General features: G+C 54.3%; 16 protein-coding genes. 1 reads left to right on the plus strand and 15 read right to left on the minus strand.

Going from position 1 to position 16,757, the window contains the following annotated elements:
- Window positions 1-575: 575 nt before the first annotated feature.
- Window positions 576-866: a hypothetical protein gene (locus C230_RS0102810; RefSeq protein ID WP_156807325.1), complete on the minus strand. Its 291-nt coding sequence runs from the start codon at window positions 864-866 to the stop codon at window positions 576-578.
- A 400-nt stretch (window positions 867-1,266) separates the two neighbouring features.
- Window positions 1,267-2,058 (minus strand): prolipoprotein diacylglyceryl transferase, encoded by a 792-nt coding sequence (gene lgt / locus C230_RS0102815; protein WP_018130534.1) that lies wholly within the window; start codon window positions 2,056-2,058, stop codon window positions 1,267-1,269.
- A 106-nt stretch (window positions 2,059-2,164) separates the two neighbouring features.
- Here lgt and C230_RS0102820 point away from each other — a divergent pair, with 106 nt between their 5' ends.
- Window positions 2,165-2,398, plus strand: a complete 234-nt coding sequence (locus C230_RS0102820) for a hypothetical protein (protein ID WP_018130535.1) — start codon at window positions 2,165-2,167, stop codon at window positions 2,396-2,398.
- Window positions 2,399-2,677: 279 nt separating this feature from the next.
- Here C230_RS0102820 and sufB read toward each other — a convergent pair whose 3' ends face one another.
- The 13 genes from sufB to C230_RS0102885 form a co-directional block, all read right to left on the minus strand.
- Window positions 2,678-4,105, minus strand: a complete 1,428-nt coding sequence (gene sufB / locus C230_RS0102825) for a Fe-S cluster assembly protein SufB (protein WP_018130536.1) — start codon at window positions 4,103-4,105, stop codon at window positions 2,678-2,680.
- Window positions 4,098-4,538, minus strand: a complete 441-nt coding sequence (gene sufU / locus C230_RS0102830) for a Fe-S cluster assembly sulfur transfer protein SufU (protein ID WP_018130537.1) — start codon at window positions 4,536-4,538, stop codon at window positions 4,098-4,100. The genes sufB and sufU overlap by 8 nt, the downstream gene beginning before the upstream one ends.
- Window positions 4,525-5,757 carry a cysteine desulfurase gene (locus C230_RS0102835; RefSeq protein WP_018130538.1) on the minus strand — a complete coding sequence of 411 codons (1,233 nt, stop codon included), beginning with the start codon at window positions 5,755-5,757 and terminating at the stop codon, window positions 4,525-4,527. Before C230_RS0102835 ends, sufU begins: the two co-directional genes overlap by 14 nt.
- Before the next feature lie 3 nt (window positions 5,758-5,760).
- Window positions 5,761-7,056 (minus strand): Fe-S cluster assembly protein SufD, encoded by a 1,296-nt coding sequence (gene sufD, locus C230_RS0102840; protein WP_018130539.1) that lies wholly within the window; start codon window positions 7,054-7,056, stop codon window positions 5,761-5,763.
- A gap of 3 nt (window positions 7,057-7,059) precedes the next feature.
- Window positions 7,060-7,818: a Fe-S cluster assembly ATPase SufC gene (gene sufC, locus C230_RS0102845; protein WP_018130540.1), complete on the minus strand. Its 759-nt coding sequence runs from the start codon at window positions 7,816-7,818 to the stop codon at window positions 7,060-7,062.
- 53 nt (window positions 7,819-7,871) lie between these two features.
- Window positions 7,872-8,312: an RrF2 family transcriptional regulator gene (locus C230_RS0102850; RefSeq protein WP_018130541.1), complete on the minus strand. Its 441-nt coding sequence runs from the start codon at window positions 8,310-8,312 to the stop codon at window positions 7,872-7,874.
- A gap of 162 nt (window positions 8,313-8,474) precedes the next feature.
- Window positions 8,475-8,954 carry a hypothetical protein gene (locus C230_RS0102855; RefSeq protein ID WP_018130542.1) on the minus strand — a complete coding sequence of 160 codons (480 nt, stop codon included), beginning with the start codon at window positions 8,952-8,954 and terminating at the stop codon, window positions 8,475-8,477.
- A gap of 85 nt (window positions 8,955-9,039) precedes the next feature.
- Window positions 9,040-9,279 carry a hypothetical protein gene (locus C230_RS0102860; protein ID WP_018130543.1) on the minus strand — a complete coding sequence of 80 codons (240 nt, stop codon included), beginning with the start codon at window positions 9,277-9,279 and terminating at the stop codon, window positions 9,040-9,042.
- Window positions 9,280-9,589: 310 nt separating this feature from the next.
- Complete coding sequence (locus C230_RS0102865) at window positions 9,590-10,369, minus strand: DUF3050 domain-containing protein (RefSeq protein ID WP_018130544.1); 780 nt, start codon at window positions 10,367-10,369, stop codon at window positions 9,590-9,592.
- 90 nt (window positions 10,370-10,459) lie between these two features.
- Entirely contained in the window at window positions 10,460-10,684 is a 225-nt protein-coding gene (locus tag C230_RS22290; RefSeq protein WP_156807326.1) for a hypothetical protein, read from the minus strand.
- Window positions 10,685-10,781: 97 nt separating this feature from the next.
- Window positions 10,782-12,758 carry a methyl-accepting chemotaxis protein gene (locus C230_RS0102875; protein ID WP_018130546.1) on the minus strand — a complete coding sequence of 659 codons (1,977 nt, stop codon included), beginning with the start codon at window positions 12,756-12,758 and terminating at the stop codon, window positions 10,782-10,784.
- A gap of 128 nt (window positions 12,759-12,886) precedes the next feature.
- Entirely contained in the window at window positions 12,887-15,106 is a 2,220-nt protein-coding gene (locus C230_RS19220; protein ID WP_018130547.1) for a PAS domain S-box protein, read from the minus strand.
- 181 nt (window positions 15,107-15,287) lie between these two features.
- On the minus strand, window positions 15,288-16,253 hold the full coding sequence (locus C230_RS0102885; protein WP_018130548.1) for an EamA family transporter: 966 nt from the start codon (window positions 16,251-16,253) through the stop codon (window positions 15,288-15,290).
- Window positions 16,254-16,757: the final 504 nt, after the last annotated feature.

The raw sequence follows: 16,757 nt of genomic DNA on the forward strand, positions 1-16,757 counted from the left end.
CAGGCCTCCCCAGATAAGAGCGTCATCTTTCCGCCCGCGCTTGCCCAAGTCTACCGTTACAGCCCTTGGCGGCTTTGGATTTCGTTGTGTGTAGGCAACTCATCCGACTGTAACGGCCTCAAATTGGGTTCGTGTACCTCAAGCCGTGCGTTTGCCTCCGGCTTCCTTCAGATTCCGCCTCGCGACGGACACCCTTGCCCTTGGCTACGGTAGGCGCTCGCCAGCCCCCGTTCGGGACTCTCACCCTAGAGATGACGCCCATGCTGGGCGTACAACAAAAGCGACCTCCGCCAAATGTGGCAAAGGTCGCTCGCAACAAAATAAGACCTTTACCACACAGGCAAAGGTCTTGCTAACAACGTAACGCTGCCAACAAAGCCGGAGATCGGTTCACCGCAATCCCGAAATGACGACTTTGTTGTGAATAGCTACTCCCTTTTGCAGGCTATGCGATTGTAATTTTATTGTAGCTGATTGAAGCTGGCGGTGAGCCGTTTGGTAACGGCTAATTTGGCTTTACATGCAATTTGCGTGACATCGCGTCCAACCGTTACCCACAGTTGCGTTTCAATTCCCTAGACACGCTGGCGCAGGACGGCAACATCCAGATGCAGATCGCCGTACTGTTTCGCCAGTGTCCTTACCATCGTGTTCAGGTCGTAAACATGTCGTTCAAGTGTGTTCATCTGACTTTGCATCCGGTCCAGCCGCTCATTGACTCCGGAAAATTCTGTATCCACGCGATTTTCCAACCGATCCATACGGCTTTCCAACCGATCCATACGGTTGCCAAGCTTTTGAAACTCCACAATGAATTGCTTCGTCATCTCATCCAGGCGCTGCATGATTGTATCCGCGTTGTCCACTTCGACCCTCTCCTCTTTATAAAATGGCGGCAGATCAACGACTTGACGAAATTCTGTACGAAACCCATGGATCTCCTGAAGCAAAAAGGTCATTTCATCCTGCAACACGTTCCCCTTGCGTCCAATATGCCCAACCGGTACCGGATGGCTGTTCCTCTGCCCCCATAATAACACATCGGGCTGATCGCCTGTCCAGCCAGCGGCCCCCTTGTACGATCCCGGTTTCCGACCGGGGCGGACAAATGAGCTGTCCGCATTTTTCGCTCACTCCTCCCAGTTTGTTGGTTCCATTATATACCAGACGGACCGCGTCCAGCAAAGGAAACTCGGCTAAAACCGCCTGCGTCCGTGCAGGCAACGCCGAGTTGATCGTCCATGATCAAAAAAAATAACTCCGGCATTACGCCGAAGTCTGGTTGCCAATTTGCTGTTTGTTTCGCCGCCAGGCCCAGATCAGCAAGCCGCTGCCGGCTGCGATCAGCGTCAGGCTCACCAGCTGTGCCGCCCGCAGCGGCCCCAGCATCAGGCTGTCGGTGCGCATACCTTCAATGAAAAACCGCCCGATCGAATAGAGGACCATGTAGGAAAACAGCACCTGGCCGTCAAATTTCCTGAACCGGTGCAGGATCGCCAACAGGATGAAAAATACGCACAGATCCCACAGCGACTCGTATAAAAAAGTCGGATGGTAAAAGTGGCCGTCGATGAACATCTGTCGTTTGATAAACGCCGGGAAGTGATTGATGAACTCCTCCGACACTTCCCCGCCATGCGCCTCCTGGTTGATAAAATTGCCCCAGCGGCCGATCGCCTGTCCGAGAATGACGCTCGGCATCAGAATGTCCCCGAACGACAGAAACGGCAGATTGTACCTGCGCACATACCACAATCCTCCCAGAAAGCCGCCGATCAAACCGCCGTGAATCGCCAATCCGCCGTGCCAGATGGCCAACGCTTCGGCCAAATTGTGCCGGTAGTGGTCCCACTCGAAAATCACATAGTACGCCCGGGCCCCGACGATCGCCAAAGGAATGATGTACATCGCCATGTTCAGAATGTGCTCGGGGTCGATGCCGAATTTCTTGGCATGACGCTCCGCCAACAGCACGCCGATCACAAACGCACTCGTCATGATAATGCCGTACCAATGCACCTGAATTGGCCCTAACGTAAATGCAACCGGATCGATCAACTTAATCACCTCGGGGATATTGTACCATACAACGGAAGGAATAACGGATAAGCTTTCCCGATATGGTATAAAAAAACGACATTTACTTTCTGCCGAGGGGGCGCCTATGAAAAATCCGGGACTGGCTGCTGTGTTGTCCTTCTTCTACGCGGGATTGGGTCAAATCTACAATGGGCAGATCGGGAAAGGCATCGCGTTCATCATCTCCTATTTCGTCTCGATTCTGTTAATGATCGTCCTGATCGGGTTTATCACAACTCCGGTGTTATGGATCTGGGGCATGGTGGACGCCTACAAGTCGGCCGAGCGGATCAACCGGGAGCAAATGAAAGAGCAGTAGGGAATTCAAAGGCGTGCCTTTCTCCATTTCCGCGCGGACTTTCGTGATCAATTCCGGCCACTCTTGTTCCACCTGGCGGATCTTTTCTTCTCCCAACCGCTCTCCCTGTTGCTTGAGAGTTTCCATTTGTTCCGACACTACAATCACCTCTATGGCTTGTAATAATTGCTCCACGCTCACGCTTTGTTGCGCCTGACGTAACGTCAGGTGCAACCGTTTTTTGTAACGAAAAAAAGAGGCCAAACGGCCTCTTTCCCGACATTTTTCCAAGTACCCGAATTACCCTACAGACCCCTCCATCTCGAGCTCGATGAGCCGGTTTAGCTCGACCGCGTACTCCATCGGCAGAGCTTTCGAGAACGGCTCGATAAAGCCGGAGACGATCAGGCTGGTTGCCTGTTCTTCCGACAGGCCGCGGCTCATCAGGTAGAAGAGCATGTCTTCCGACACTTTCGAGACGGTCGCTTCGTGCTCGATCGATACATTCTCGTTGTTGATCTCCATAAACGGCACGGTGTCGGAGACCGAGCCCTCATCGAACATCAACGCGTCACACTTCACGTTCACCTTGGCGCCGTGCGCGTTCTCGGCCACCTTCACCCAACCTCGGTAAGTGGTTTTGCCACCGCCTTTGGAAATCGATTTGGAGATAATCGTGCTCGACGTGTTCGGCGCCAGGTGGAACACTTTCGTTCCCGCGTCCTGGTGCTGATCCTTGCCGGCGAACGCGATCGATGTAATTTCCGCGCGGGCGCCTTCGCCTTTCAGGATGACGGCCGGATATTTCATCGTCAGCTTGGAACCGATGTTGCCGTCGATCCACTCCATGACCGCATTTTCATGCGCTACCGCCCGTTTGGTCACCAGGTTGTAGACGTTCGGCGACCAGTTTTGGATGGTCGTGTAGCGGACGCGGGAGTTCGGCAGGCAGACGATTTCCACCACCGCCGAGTGCAGCGAGTCGGACGAATATTTCGGCGCGGAGCACCCTTCCACATAGTGAACGAACGAGCCTTCTTCCGCGATGATCAGCGTCCGTTCGAACTGGCCGGCATTTTTCGTGTTGATCCGGAAGTACGCTTGCAGCGGAATTTCCACATGCACGCCTTTCGGCACCCAGATGAACGAACCGCCGGACCAGACAGCCGAGTTGAGCGCAGCAAACTTGTTGTCGGACGGCGGGATCACGGTGCTGAAATATTTTTTCACCAGTTCCGGATGTTCGCGCACCGCGGTGTCCATATCGGTGAAAATCACGCCGAGTTCTTCCAGATCCTTGCGCATGTTGTGGTACACCACTTCCGACTCGTACTGGGCGGTGACCCCTGCGAGGAAGTTGCGCTCCGCTTCCGGAATCCCCAGTTTGTCAAACGTCTGCTTGACCGTGTCCGGCACATCCTCCCAGCTTTTCACCGCCTTGTCGGTCGGCCGGACGTAGTAGTGGATATCGTCAAAGTCGAGATCGTCCAGATCCTTCGTCCACCAGGGCATCGGCATTTTGGCAAAAATGTCATAACTCTTCAGGCGGAAGTCGGTCATCCAGCCCGGCTCGTTTTTCATCTCCGAGATCTTTTTGACGATCTCGCGCGTGAGGCCCTTTTCCGCCTTGTACACGTAGTTCTCCGGATCGGCAAAACCGTATTTATAATCGGAAATGATGTTCAACGGATCGTTCGTCTGCATGATTTCCTCTTTCGATTTAGCCATTTTGCACTCCCTCCTTTTTGTCCAAACCTTGTTCGAGTGCTTTCCAAGCCAACGTCGCGCACTTGATGCGCACGGGATATTTGGAAACCCCCTGCAGCGCTTGCAATTCACCGAGGTCTTTGTAGTTTCCCTCGACTCCCTTCATCATATCATAAAAACGGGCAATCAGTTGCCGGGTCTCCTCAATTGTCTTGCCCTTCAGCTTGACCGTCAGCATGGAAGCGCTGGACTGGCTGATCGAACAGCCGTGTCCGTGGAATTTGGCGTCTGCCACTTTTCCTTGTTCATCCAGCTTGAGATGGATTCCGATCACATCCCCGCAGGTCGGATTGGCCAGCTCCATGCCGATGTCGTAGTCTTCAATCTTCCCGACGTTGCGGGGGCGCTTGTAGTGATCGAGAATCACATCTTGGTACAGACTATCGAGTGACATAGCCAAACATCTCCTTCACTTTCTGGAGGGACGACACAAGGCGCTCAATATCTTGCTCATCGTTGTAAATATAAAAACTGGCCCGGTTGGTCGCCGCCACCCTCAACCATTTGTGCAGCGGCTGTGCGCAGTGATGCCCCGCCCGCACCGCGACGCCTTCCGCATCCAGGACGGTCGACACATCGTGCGGATGCGTGTCGCCCACGTTAAAAGCGATCAAGCCTGTGCGCGGCTCGCGCGGGCCGTACATCTCAACGCCCTCGACCTGCGACAGACGGTCCCACGCATAGGCGAGCAATTGCTGTTCGTGCTTTTGCACGTTGTCCATGCCGAGCGCCGTCAGGTAGTCGATCGCGGCAGCCAGCCCAACGGCGCCGACGATGTTGGGGGTACCCGCCTCAAAGCGGGCCGGCACCTCCGCCCATTGGGATTCATAATACTGGACCAGTCCGATCATGCTGCCGCCCAACTGGAACGGCTCCATCGAGTCGAGCAATTCCCCTTTGCCGTACAAAAATCCGATACCGGTCGGCCCCAGCATCTTGTGGCCGGATGCGGCAAGAAAATCCGCATCGAGCTCCTGCACGTCGATTTTCATGTGCGGCACGCTTTGCGCGGCGTCGACTACGACCACAGCTCCGGCCGCATGCGCTTCCCGGATGATGTCCTTGATCGGCGTGATCGTTCCCAATACGTTCGATGCGTGCGTGACCGCCACGATTTTAATGTTTCCTTGTTTGAGGAAGGAACGATATTGATCCATGTCAAGCTGACCCTCGTCGGTCAGTTCGACCATGTACAGGTTCGCGTTTTTCAGTTTGGCAATTTGCTGCCAGGGCACCAGGTTCGAGTGATGCTCCAACAGCGTCACGACAATGCCGTCACCCGGCTGCAGTTTGTGCAAGCCGTACGCGTAGGCAACCAGGTTGATTGCTTCCGTCGTCCCGCGTGTGAACACGATATTCTGCGGCAGGGGCGCGTTGATGAAGCGGGCGACTTTTTCCCGCGCGCCTTCATAGGCGGACGTGGCTCTTTCCCCCAGTGTGTGCACACCGCGATGAACGTTCGCGTGGCTGGTTGCATAATACTGAGACATAGCATCGACGACTTGCCGAGGAATCTGCGAGCTGGCAGCCGAATCCAGGTAGGCGATCGGTTTGCCGTTCACCTCCTGCTGCAACACGGAAAAATCCTGCTTGATCTGTTTTACGTCAAACACGGGTTACCACCCCAACTTTCGGTCAACCAGGGATCGGACCTCTTGCCGAACCGTTTCCAACGGAATCTGTTCGAGAATGGAGCCGAAGAATCCCTCGACGATCATTTTCTGCGCTTGCTTCAACGGGATCCCGCGGCTTTGCAGATAGAACAGATGCGCTTCGTCGATGCGGCCGACCGTCGCCGCGTGGCCCGCACCGGCTACATCCGTCTCTTCGATCAACAGTCCCGGAATCGCGTCACCCTTCGCGTCCTGCGACAGGATCAAGCTGTTTTCCCGCTGATAGGTGGCCGAACCTTTCGAACCGTTCTGGATGTGCCCGAGGCCGCGCCAGATCGTTTTCGCCTTGTCGTTCATCACGCCTTTGGCAACGATGTTCGACGTGCTGTTCCGTCCGCGGTGAATCATCGAAGCCGACACGTCCAGCGACTGCTCGCCGGAACCGAAGAATACCACGACCGCTTCCGAATTCCCGCCGTCTCCTTCCAGGTAGGAAGTGTTTTCGGAACGGGCGATTTTGCCGCCCAATTCGCTCGCGACCCATTTGACTTTCGCATCGCGGTTGACCTGCGCCCGGCGGGGGTTGAAGCTGTAGGTGCCTTCGTCAAAATTCTGCAGGGCGACATAGTTCACTTTCGCGCCGTCATGGGCAAAAATCTCAACCGCGGCGCTGTGGATGTTGAATCCGCCTTGCAGATCGGACAACGAGTATTCGAGAATCGTGACCTGCGAATGGGATTCTGCCACCACCAATGTGTGGTTGAACAAGCCGACATCTGCCGTATCCGCATAAGTAAACAGTTGAATCGGCGAGTCGATCACTACATGTTTCGGAAGGTAGAGAAACGCTCCTCCCGTCCGCAGCGCATAATGCAAGGCGGCAAACTTGCTTTCTTTCAGATTGTAGAGTTTGCCAAGGTATGGTTCGACTTTCTCGGGATGGTTGGCGATCGCGTCCTGCAGGCTGGTCAGGATTACGCCTTTTGCCTGCAAATCGGGATGCAGGCGAACTTCCGTCACGTCGCTGTGATAATGGACAACCACACCGGCCGTATGTTCGTCGATCCGGCCGCGAATCGCTTGCGGCGTTTCCCGTCTGTCGACGACGGGGATGATCGAATCGAGCGGCACCTCTTTCAGCCGCAGGTTGCGCCAGCCCTCGTCCTGCTTCGGCAGGTCGAGCAGTTCGTACGCTTCCGCCGCCTGCAGACGAAGTTCCCTGGCCCATGCCGGTTCCTGAAAACGGTCCGCCAACTCACGCGCGGTCGGCTCGATCGCGGCACTGATCACTTTCGCCATCCGTTATACCTCCCCACCGACAGACACTTGGCTGCGAATCCAGTCGTACCCTTTTTCTTCCAGTTCAAGCGCCAATTCAGAACCGCCGGAACGAACGATCCGCCCGTCCATCATCACGTGCACATAGTCAGGCTTGATGTATTCCAGCAGCCGGTGGTAGTGGGTGATGATCAAAACGCCCAGTTCCGGTCCGCGCAACCGGTTGACCCCTTCGGCAACGATTTTCAGCGCGTCGATATCGAGACCCGAGTCGGTTTCGTCGAGGATCGCGATCTTCGGTTCGAGCAGCGCCATCTGCAGAATCTCATGCCGCTTCTTCTCGCCACCGGAGAACCCTTCGTTCAGGTTCCGGTTGGCAAACGACATGTCCATTTTCATCATTTCCATCTTCTCTTGCATGATCGAATAGAACTCGAACACTTCCATCTCGGTTCCTTTGACCGCGTTGTAGGCTTGCCGCAGGAAGTTCTTGACCGGTACGCCCGGAATCTCGGCCGGATACTGGAACGCCAGGAACAGACCTTCGCGGGCCCGCTCATCCACTTCCATCTCCAGCAGATTTTTCCCGTCCAGCGTCACTTCGCCCTTCGTCACTTCATAACGCGGATGACCGGCCAACGTCATCGAGAGGGTGGTTTTCCCCGTTCCGTTCGGCCCCATGATCGCGTGCACCTCGCCGCCTTTTACCGTCAGGTTCAACCCTTTCAAAACTTCCTTGCCCGCCACGTTGACATGCAGGTCTTTTACTGTCAAATCCGCCATCCTCTTTACCCCCTGAGTCTTCGGCTCCACTGAAAGTACTGTAAGTATTGTTTCTATTTGCTTTCCAGTTCAAACAAGGGACTCCCTCGTTCGGCAATCTCTCGAAGCGTGATGTTGTCCAGCACGGCGACCATCGTATCGCGCAGTTTTTCCCAGACAAACCGCGTCGTGCAAGTGTCCGTCTTGCGGCAACATTCCTCGGTTTCGTCGGTGTTCAGGCATTCGACCGGAGCGATCGGCCCTTCCAGCGCCTTGATGACCTCGCCTGCCGTAATCTGATCAGATGGACGTGATAACCTATACCCGCCGCGCGGCCCCCGAACGCTCGTGACCAGCCCCGCTTTCCGCATCGTGAACAAAATCTGCTCGAGAAACTGGTCGGGGATCTGTTCCGCGACCGCGATCGTCTTGATCGGAATCGGCCCCTCATTTTCCCGTTGCGCCAGATACGCCATGGCAATCAGTCCATAATGGCCACGGGCAGACAGTTTCACCCCATCCACCTCCTTCGAGGCATTGCAATTCCTGAGTAAATTAGTCAGGAATATGGGCATCAAAGAAGTCAGGAATGGCTCGTCTCCTGACTTAGAATGATTCCATTCTCAATTCATTATATTCGAACCGAGAAAAAACGGCAATACCTCCAGCTATTATTTTTATCCCCTGATCGGCTCGGAATATGTGCGCAGCGGCAACTTGGCGGACCGTTCCGCAAGAAAATGGCCCAGTTCCGGATGGCGCGCCCAGTAGGTGACGTCCGGATTGCCCGGCCGCCGGCGAACCACGTCAAAATCCCCGTCCCGCGAAACGATCAGAATCTCTTCCCCGGAACTCAACTCGATGGCGACGCCTTCCTGGCCTGCCCGCGGAATTTCGTACTCCCGTTTCTGAATGAAGGCGGCCTCGTTGAACCATTCTACCAGTTGCCGGATTTCGGCCGGCGTTAATTCCCAAGCCGTACCGCTGTCAAACACACGCACCGCCCGCACGGATGCCGGGTCGATTTTTCGATGGGTTGCAAACTTGCGAGCCAATTTGGAGTACCAAAACGTTGGCCAGCACAACAACAGCACCCCGGCCAGCGCGATCAGATGGCTGATCCAGTTTAGTTCGGTAAACGACAGTTTCAGGAACATGCGGTTGCCCTCCTCGCAGCCAGTCTTCGCTAGTATTATAGCAGATCTGCCGCGCGGCAACAGTATCTGGTTTTTGAAAGAGTCGTCACCGGTCCAACAGATCTTCCACAATTTTTTGCGTGATATGAAACTGGAGATGCCCGATCAGGGAAAGCCGTTCCGCATAATCGATGTTGGCAAAAGCGGTCATCACATCGCCGTCGTTCAAGCGGGCGGCCAGCGTCAGATTTTCCAGTTTGCCGGCCTTTGCCATCGACAGGATATCTTCAAGCAACTTCACCACGTTGTTCGGTTCACGCGGGGTGAATTCGTATATTTTCGCCATCGCGACCCCTTCTTTCCGATTTTTCATCTCCTGGCTACTGTATCATACTCATTCCCTGCCAAGTGTGCCCTCCCCGAATGCACAATCAGGCTATACTTTAAACTTTTTTGCACCAACACCTGCAATTCTTCCGCATGCTTACTCCTATGCAAATTCTGCGGTGTCCTTGTGGCACCCGATCCTCCGTTGATGGCCACTGATGGGATGTTTCTGTCTGAGTATAAAAAACCCCATATGCCGACTGGCAAATGAGGTTTTACGAACAAACAGGCGGAACTGCAATGTCCATGTAAACTGCTATTCTAAAAGCTCACGGCTCGGAGACAGCCGCTGTCTTTGAAAATGCAGCCAACACTCCGTCCCATAAGCGAATGCGCATCGCAAGGGAACGAATCGCCACCCGTTCCGCTTCCGCCCAACGCTTCGAATCATTGCCGCACAGATATACCAGCAACTGTTCCGCCAGGGGGCCGTGTTGGTCTCCGTCCAGTTCGATATGGCGTTTCAAATAGTAGACGAATCTCTCGGTCGGCAAACCATGCTGTTCCAACATGGGCACCAGCTTTTGGAACATGTCGGGAATAATATCCTCCCTTCCGAAGAAAAATGCCGCAGCCACTTCATGCGGTGCGGCGCGGAAAGCGATTTGCAAGTTATGCGCCACAAACTCCCGGACTGTCTGCGGAATCTTCGCTTGATGCACCGCTTCAAAGGGATCCGTTCCGCTTTGCAACGAAACAATAAACCGCTCAATCGCCGTCAGGTCGGCGCCGCATTCCGCCATCGCCTCGCAATACAATTGAAAATGACTGGCATACCCTCCCCGACCGTCTTCATCCGATTCTTCACCCAATACAATCTCGTTGACCAAACGGGCAAACCGGGGCTCTTTCCCCGGCACCCACGCCACATCGACACAGGTTAACTGCTGCTGCAAACGTTTGAGCAGACACATGAAATCCCACACGGCAAACACGTGGTGCTCCATAAAAATGCGAATCCGCTGCAATGAATTAACTTGCCGGTACACCGGATGCTTCAGCAATTCGTGCCGCTTGGCTTCAACCTTTTGCAGATGGACAGTTGTCATTGCCAACTCCTCCCGAACGATTCGCAAATTCCCTTGTATTTTCATTCCCCATCCCATTGTACCTTGCTTGTCAACGACAGACAAATCATGTCAGATGGACGCACCTGTTGAACTGAAGCCGGATTTCAGCAGGAGCCCGGCTTTTTTTCTTTGAGGCATCCGCATACTGACAGGCGTTGGCTGCGTAAGTATGTAAAACAGCGAATCATCAGTAGAAAGGCTGGGATCCACATGAAGAACCTGCTCGCTTTTCTGACTGGCCTTGTGCTTGCGATCCTTGCCGTTGCCCTCACACCATTTTTGCTCATCCAGCAATTTTTTGTCTACCTGTCCGAACTGCTCTGACAGTACAAAAACCGGTTCCCCCCACTTGCAGGGAACCGGTCCCAATGTTTTACACAGCTAATCGCGTTCACACCTTAAATGTCTGCACCAGCGACTGCAATTCTTCCGCCATTTTTGCCAATGTAGCGGCAGATGCTGTGATTTCCTGCATCGAGGCCAATTGCTCTTCCGCCGCTGCTGAGACATTTTGTGTCCCGGCGGCTGTCGTCTCCGTCACTTCCGAAATGGTTTCAATCGCTTGCACCACTTGGCCTGTACCGGCGGAAATTTGCTGGGCGGCAGCCGAGCCCTCCTGAATCTGTTCCGCTACTTCGTTCACAGCACGCTGAATCTCGTCGAACGAGCGGCCCGCCTGATCGACCACGCCGATGCCCGCTGCCACTGCCTGGGTGGCTGTTTCCATCGACTGCACCGCTTTGTCCGTTTCCGCCTGGATCGTCTGAATCAGTTCGCCGATCTGTTGGGCCGATTGGGCAGACTGTTCCGCCAGTTTCCGCACTTCATCCGCAACCACCGCAAATCCCCGTCCATGCTCGCCGGCACGCGCCGCTTCGATAGCCGCGTTGAGCGCCAACAGATTCGTCTGTTCCGCAATGCCTGTGATGACTTCAACAATTTTTCCAATTTCCTGTGAGCGATTGCCCAATTCCTTGACCGACTGGGCCAATCCGTTGACCGTCAGGTGGATGGAGTTCATTTGCCGGACAGCCGTCTGGATCGCCTGGCCGCCTTCCGCCGATATTTCCGATGCCCGCATCGCGGTGGCCGAAACGTTTTGCGCGTTGGTGGCGATCTGGCGCACGCCGGCTGACATTTCATTGACCGCTTTTGCGCTTTCTTTTACATGGTGCACCTGCTGCTCGGTGCCAAGCGCGACTTCCTGAATCGTGGAAGCGATCTGCTCGGTCGCTTTGCTGGTCTGTTCAGCGCTTGCCGTCAATTCTTCCGATGAAGCGGCCAGCTGGATGGCGGTTTCCCCGACTTCCGTCAACACGCTTCGCAGGGAATCGGCCATCTTATTAAAGCTCTCTCCAAGCTGCCCCAGTTCGTCTTTGGATCGGACCTCAATCCGCCGTGTCAAATCACCCTGACTGATCCGGTCGGACGCCTCGATCAGTTTTTTCAGCGGCTGCGTCACAGAACGAATGATCAGATAGACGAGCAACGCCCCGATCAGCGTGGAAATGGCCACCACAAGCAGCATCCGGTTAAAAATCGGGGCCGCTTCCTGGTTGACTTCTTTCACGTACCACGTGCCGGCAATTTTCCAACCGGTCAGTTTGTTGGTGGCAAACACCATTTTTTTCAGTTCACCTTCGTACTGATATTGAAATTCTCCCGCATCCTTACTGTACATGATCTGCCGCTGATCCCCCTGAGCGTCAGTGCCGGGTTTTGCTGTCGGGTGAATCAAAAATTTCGCTTCTTTCGACAGGATGAACGCATAGCCTTCCTGGCCGATTTTGAGCGGCTTGACGATTTCCGCCAGGTTGTTCAATTTCAGATCAAGTGCAACCACACCAGAACCGTCTTTCAGTGTCTTGGCAAACGTTACCACCACATCGCCCGTGATCGCGTCGACATATGGCTCCGTGATCACCACTTTCCCTTTCTGCTCCATCGCCTGCTGGTACCAGGGGCGTTTGCGGGGATCATACCCGTCCGGCAGTTTCTGATTGGGCGACATGATCATCAATCCGGTATCCGTTCCCACATATGTTGTCTGGATTTCCGGATGCAACGCCTGAAACTGGTCGAGCACTTCCCGCACCAGTGGGCTGTCCTGTCCCTGGAACTGATCCACTTTGAAACGTTGCGACAGGAAGTCCACGTCCCTGATTTCCGGTTCGAGGAATTTGTTGATGGTTTGGTCGACCAACTGCACGCTTTGATTGGCAGCTTGCGACATCTGTTGATCGACTTTACTTTTCGCCGTCTCAAACGAGATCCAACCGATCACTGTGCCAGGGATCAGCAAAATGGCAGCAAACGAAACGATCAGCCGTTTTTTGATGTTCATTTTGATGTTCAGTCTCAATCTCATATGACGTCTCCTTCTGCAGCTTCTTTTTTGGTGCCGGACCGACTGTGGACAGGTCCATCATTTTGTATCGGCCGATAGTCGCAGATGATTAAGCCTGATTTTTCGCCAAAATCATCGACTGGGGAAATTTATCGCGGCGAACCGCCAACAGCAGCCGGCAAAATCACATCGACCCGGGTCCCCTTGCCGACTAGACTGTTGATGCTGATTTTTCCGCGGTGCGCTTCGATAATTTTGTGGCTGACCATCAATCCCAGTCCGGTTCCTTTTTCTTTCGTTGTATAAAAAGGCTCTCCCAATTTTGACAGCCGGTCTTCCGGAATCCCGCACCCTTGGTCGGCGAAACGGATCAAAATCTGGTCACGTCCCCTCCGTTTCACTTGAATTTCGATATGGCCACCGCCCGGCATCGCTTCAATTCCGTTTTTCAGAATGTTGATGAACACTTGTTTCAGTTGGTTTTCGGCACAGTTGACGAGCGGGAGGTCGTCGGCAAATTGGGTAAAAATCTGGACATTGTTCAAAATCGCTTGCGTATCGAGCAGGGCGATCACATTTTGCAGCAAAAGGCGAACATCTTTTGGCTCGAAATGAATCACTTGCGGCTTTGCCAACACCAAAAATTCATTGACGATTAAATTGATCCGTTCCAACTCCGATAACATAATGTCAAAATAGTCCTGGTTGGCATCCGTTTTCGTTTTCAACAACTGGAGAAATCCTTTGAGCGCGGTCAACGGATTGCGAATCTCGTGAGCGACGCCGGCCGCCAATTGCCCCACCGCTGCCAGCTTGTCCGATTCGCGCAACAGTTCCTCCGTTTGTTTACGTTCCGAGATGTCCAGATAAGTACCGGTGATCGCCGGCCGTCCATTGTAAACCGTCAAAGCCCCATGCACTTCCAGATCGATCTGCGTGCCGTTCTTCCCGACAGCGCGCACCTGATAGCGAAGGCTTTGCACTTCACCGGACATCCGCCGCCGGATATTTCGTGCGACAAGCGGCTGGTCTTCCGGAGCGAATAGGTCCAACACGTCCATCTGCAACATTTCCTCTTGCGTATACCCGAAAATTTCCGCCATCCGGGGATTCACGTACACAAACCGGCCATCCTGATAAATGTAGACACCGATCATCGCTTCCTCGACAAGGCTCCGGTACATCGCTTCCGCTTCGGTCAGTGCTCTCTCTACCCGCTTCCGCTCGGTAACATCTTTGGCGATTGCATAGACCCCGACAATATCTCCGTGCACCACAATCGGCACATATGTGATGTTCAAATCCACGCAATTCCCGTTTTTATGTATAATTGCCAGTTCGAAATTTTGCGGTTCCCCTTGCGCCGCCTTCGCAAAATGTTCCTTCGCCCGCGCAAAATCTTCCGGCACGATCACGATCTTGGCTGTGCGGCCGAGCAGATCCTGCGGTCGATACCCGGTGATGTGTTCCACAGCCGGATTGACGCTCACAAAATTGCCTTCCAGGTCAAACGAGCACACAATGTCGGGATTGTGTTCAAACAGCGATTTGTAGCGTTCCCTTTTATCCTGCAAAATCCGCTCGGTCCGTTTGTGTTCCGTGATGTCCCGGCCGATCACGACCAGCCCATTGCGGCTGCCATTCGTGTGAAAAATCGGCACCTTGCTCACATCGAACAGCTTCAATGTCCCGTCCGGCAGCACGATCCGCCGTTCCATCCCCACCTGACGGCCGGATTTCCAGGCCAGTTCGTCCGATCCATCGCACTCCAGCAGAAATTTTTCATGCATACCGCTGCAACCGGCCAGTTCGGCAGACGTTTTCCCGCTGTACGAAACCCCTTCCAGTTGAAACAGCTGCAGCGCCAAGTCATTCGCTTCCAGCCAGCGCCCCGCGCCGTCCTTGAAATATACAAAATCCGAAAAACAGTTAATTATGGAGCGCAACCGTGTTTCGCTTTCCAGCAACGCCTGTTCCGCCCGTTTGCGATCGGTGACATCTTTGCACACGAGTTGCATGGCCGGCCTCCCCGACCAGTTGATCGGGATCGCTCTCACTTCCACATCAATCGCCTGCCGATCAAGCCGGACCCATTTTTGTTCAAATCGATCCGTTGGCCAATCGGCCGCTTCGCCCTGCTGCATCTGTTGCTTGACAGGCGCGGGACCGTCCGTATGAACAAAATCGGCCAGCGGCTTCCCCGCCAGTTGCTCCGGGCTGGCAGCACCCAGCAGCTTGGCGCCGGCCGGGTTGAGATAGACGAGATTGCCTTCCGACTCGACCAGAATCGCATCGGGTGCGCATTCAACCAGAGTCCGAAAGCGTTCCTCGCTTTCCAGAATCCGTTTGTCCAAATCGCCACTCTTCATAATATTCCAGTTCCTTTCAATCACATATAAACTTAATTGTAATTATAAAATTCTGACGCCCAAATGCAACCCGATCGAGCATAAAAAAAAACCCAAATGCCAACCGGCAAATGGGGGTTTTGTCAGACAATCCCTAAAAGAGCCGCTCCCAGCAGGCAGCCGACGATCGATCGTTTCGCTGCTACCCTTCCATTTCCATCGTCCTGCTGGTCGGACCGTTCTCACGGTCGTTTGAGCGCAACGACAACATCGTCACCGTCGAGATGATGCACAGCCCGCCGATTCCCTGCACCAGGCCAAATGGAACGTTCAGCCAGACGACCGACGCGGCCGCCGCTGTCAACGGCTCCGCACTGGCCAACAGGCTGGCTTCCGCAGGTTTGATGTAACGCAAACTGTCGAGAAAGAGATAAAAGGGGATCAACGTCCCGAAGACAATGACAAAGCTGACCAACAAACCGAAATGCAGCGACCAGTGCTGCCCCGCGATTTGCCAGGGCGGATTGACCAGCGCCAGGCCGGTGCCGCCGATCACCATCCCCCAGCCGACGATCACCAGCGCTCCCCATCGTTGCAGCAGACCGACCGGATATAATGTATAAAAGGCGGCGGTCACCGCCGAAGTCAGTCCCCAGGCAACCGCCGAACCGGAGATCGAGATTTTGTTTAGCGACCCGTTCGTAACCAGAAAAAATGTGCCGACCAGCGCCAGGCCCAACGCCAGAAATTCCGAAACGCCCGGCATCCGCCGCGACCGGATCGCCAGCCACAGGGTGATAAACGCCGGGCCGAGGTATTGCAAGAGAGTGGCAGTAGCCGCGTTCCCAGTCTCAATCGCCGCAAAATACGTATATTGCACGCCCAACATCCCGATAATACCGAAAATCAGCAGCTGTACCCGATCCTCTCGATGGCTCCAAACAGACCACACCTGGCGTCCGTTGCCACGCGCGCAGCCGAGGATCAGCAGCAGCACGCCCGACACAATCATCCGCACGGTGACCAGCCATCCGGGGCGAACCCCCTCCTGCTCAAACAGCAATTGCGCAACCGTGCCCGACAACCCCCACAGGCTGGCACCCGCCAGCGCCATGACAAATCCCTTTAACCGCGGCACCATCGGCGGCTGCAAAGAAGTTGCATCCATGATGACTCATCCTTTCGGTGGAATCAAAAAAACAGCCGGCTTCTTTAATGCTATAGCAGAAGTGAACCCGCCGTCTATGGGGGACTCCAGGAATCCGGCGAAACTCCCCGCTTCGTCCGCTTTCTCCTGCGGTGACTGTAGGGGAATATTCCGGAAGATTGCGGTTACACTACCTGCTTCCCATATCCGAACTGAAAGCCGAGATGTATACGATCGGGTGCCTCAGCAAGACACCGGTCGCCTTGTTGTATATCGAAGGGCTGACCAATAGCGAACTCATACAAATCGCGAAAGAAAAATCCGGAACATCGTATCTCCCTGGGTCGATGTCCTTACATTCCTTCGTTCTACCTCTCAAAGGGTGGAGGCCGGGTAAGTGTAACCGCTAAAATATGATCAACAGATTTCAACAAATAAAACTCAACAACATTTACCTCATGCTTCCTTTTTCCTATCATGATGTTTGGAAATTTAGCATCTGGAGTGAGGAAAGCATGAGGTATG

Source organism: Effusibacillus pohliae DSM 22757 (assembly GCF_000376225.1).
Classification (GTDB): domain Bacteria; phylum Bacillota; class Bacilli; order Tumebacillales; family Effusibacillaceae; genus Effusibacillus; species Effusibacillus pohliae.

Coding starts and splice junctions, on each gene's coding strand:
- C230_RS0102820 (WP_018130535.1), top strand. CDS start 2,165: ATGAAAAATCCGGGACTGGCTGCTGTGTTGTCCTTCTTCTACGCGGGA.
- sufB (WP_018130536.1), bottom strand. CDS start 4,105: ATGGCTAAATCGAAAGAGGAAATCATGCAGACGAACGATCCGTTGAAC.
- sufU (WP_018130537.1), bottom strand. CDS start 4,538: ATGTCACTCGATAGTCTGTACCAAGATGTGATTCTCGATCACTACAAG.
- sufD (WP_018130539.1), bottom strand. CDS start 7,056: ATGGCGAAAGTGATCAGTGCCGCGATCGAGCCGACCGCGCGTGAGTTG.
- sufC (WP_018130540.1), bottom strand. CDS start 7,818: ATGGCGGATTTGACAGTAAAAGACCTGCATGTCAACGTGGCGGGCAAG.
- C230_RS0102855 (WP_018130542.1), bottom strand. CDS start 8,954: ATGTTCCTGAAACTGTCGTTTACCGAACTAAACTGGATCAGCCATCTG.
- C230_RS0102860 (WP_018130543.1), bottom strand. CDS start 9,279: ATGGCGAAAATATACGAATTCACCCCGCGTGAACCGAACAACGTGGTG.
- C230_RS0102865 (WP_018130544.1), bottom strand. CDS start 10,369: ATGACAACTGTCCATCTGCAAAAGGTTGAAGCCAAGCGGCACGAATTG.
- C230_RS0102875 (WP_018130546.1), bottom strand. CDS start 12,758: ATGAGATTGAGACTGAACATCAAAATGAACATCAAAAAACGGCTGATC.
- C230_RS19220 (WP_018130547.1), bottom strand. CDS start 15,106: ATGAAGAGTGGCGATTTGGACAAACGGATTCTGGAAAGCGAGGAACGC.
- C230_RS0102885 (WP_018130548.1), bottom strand. CDS start 16,253: ATGGATGCAACTTCTTTGCAGCCGCCGATGGTGCCGCGGTTAAAGGGA.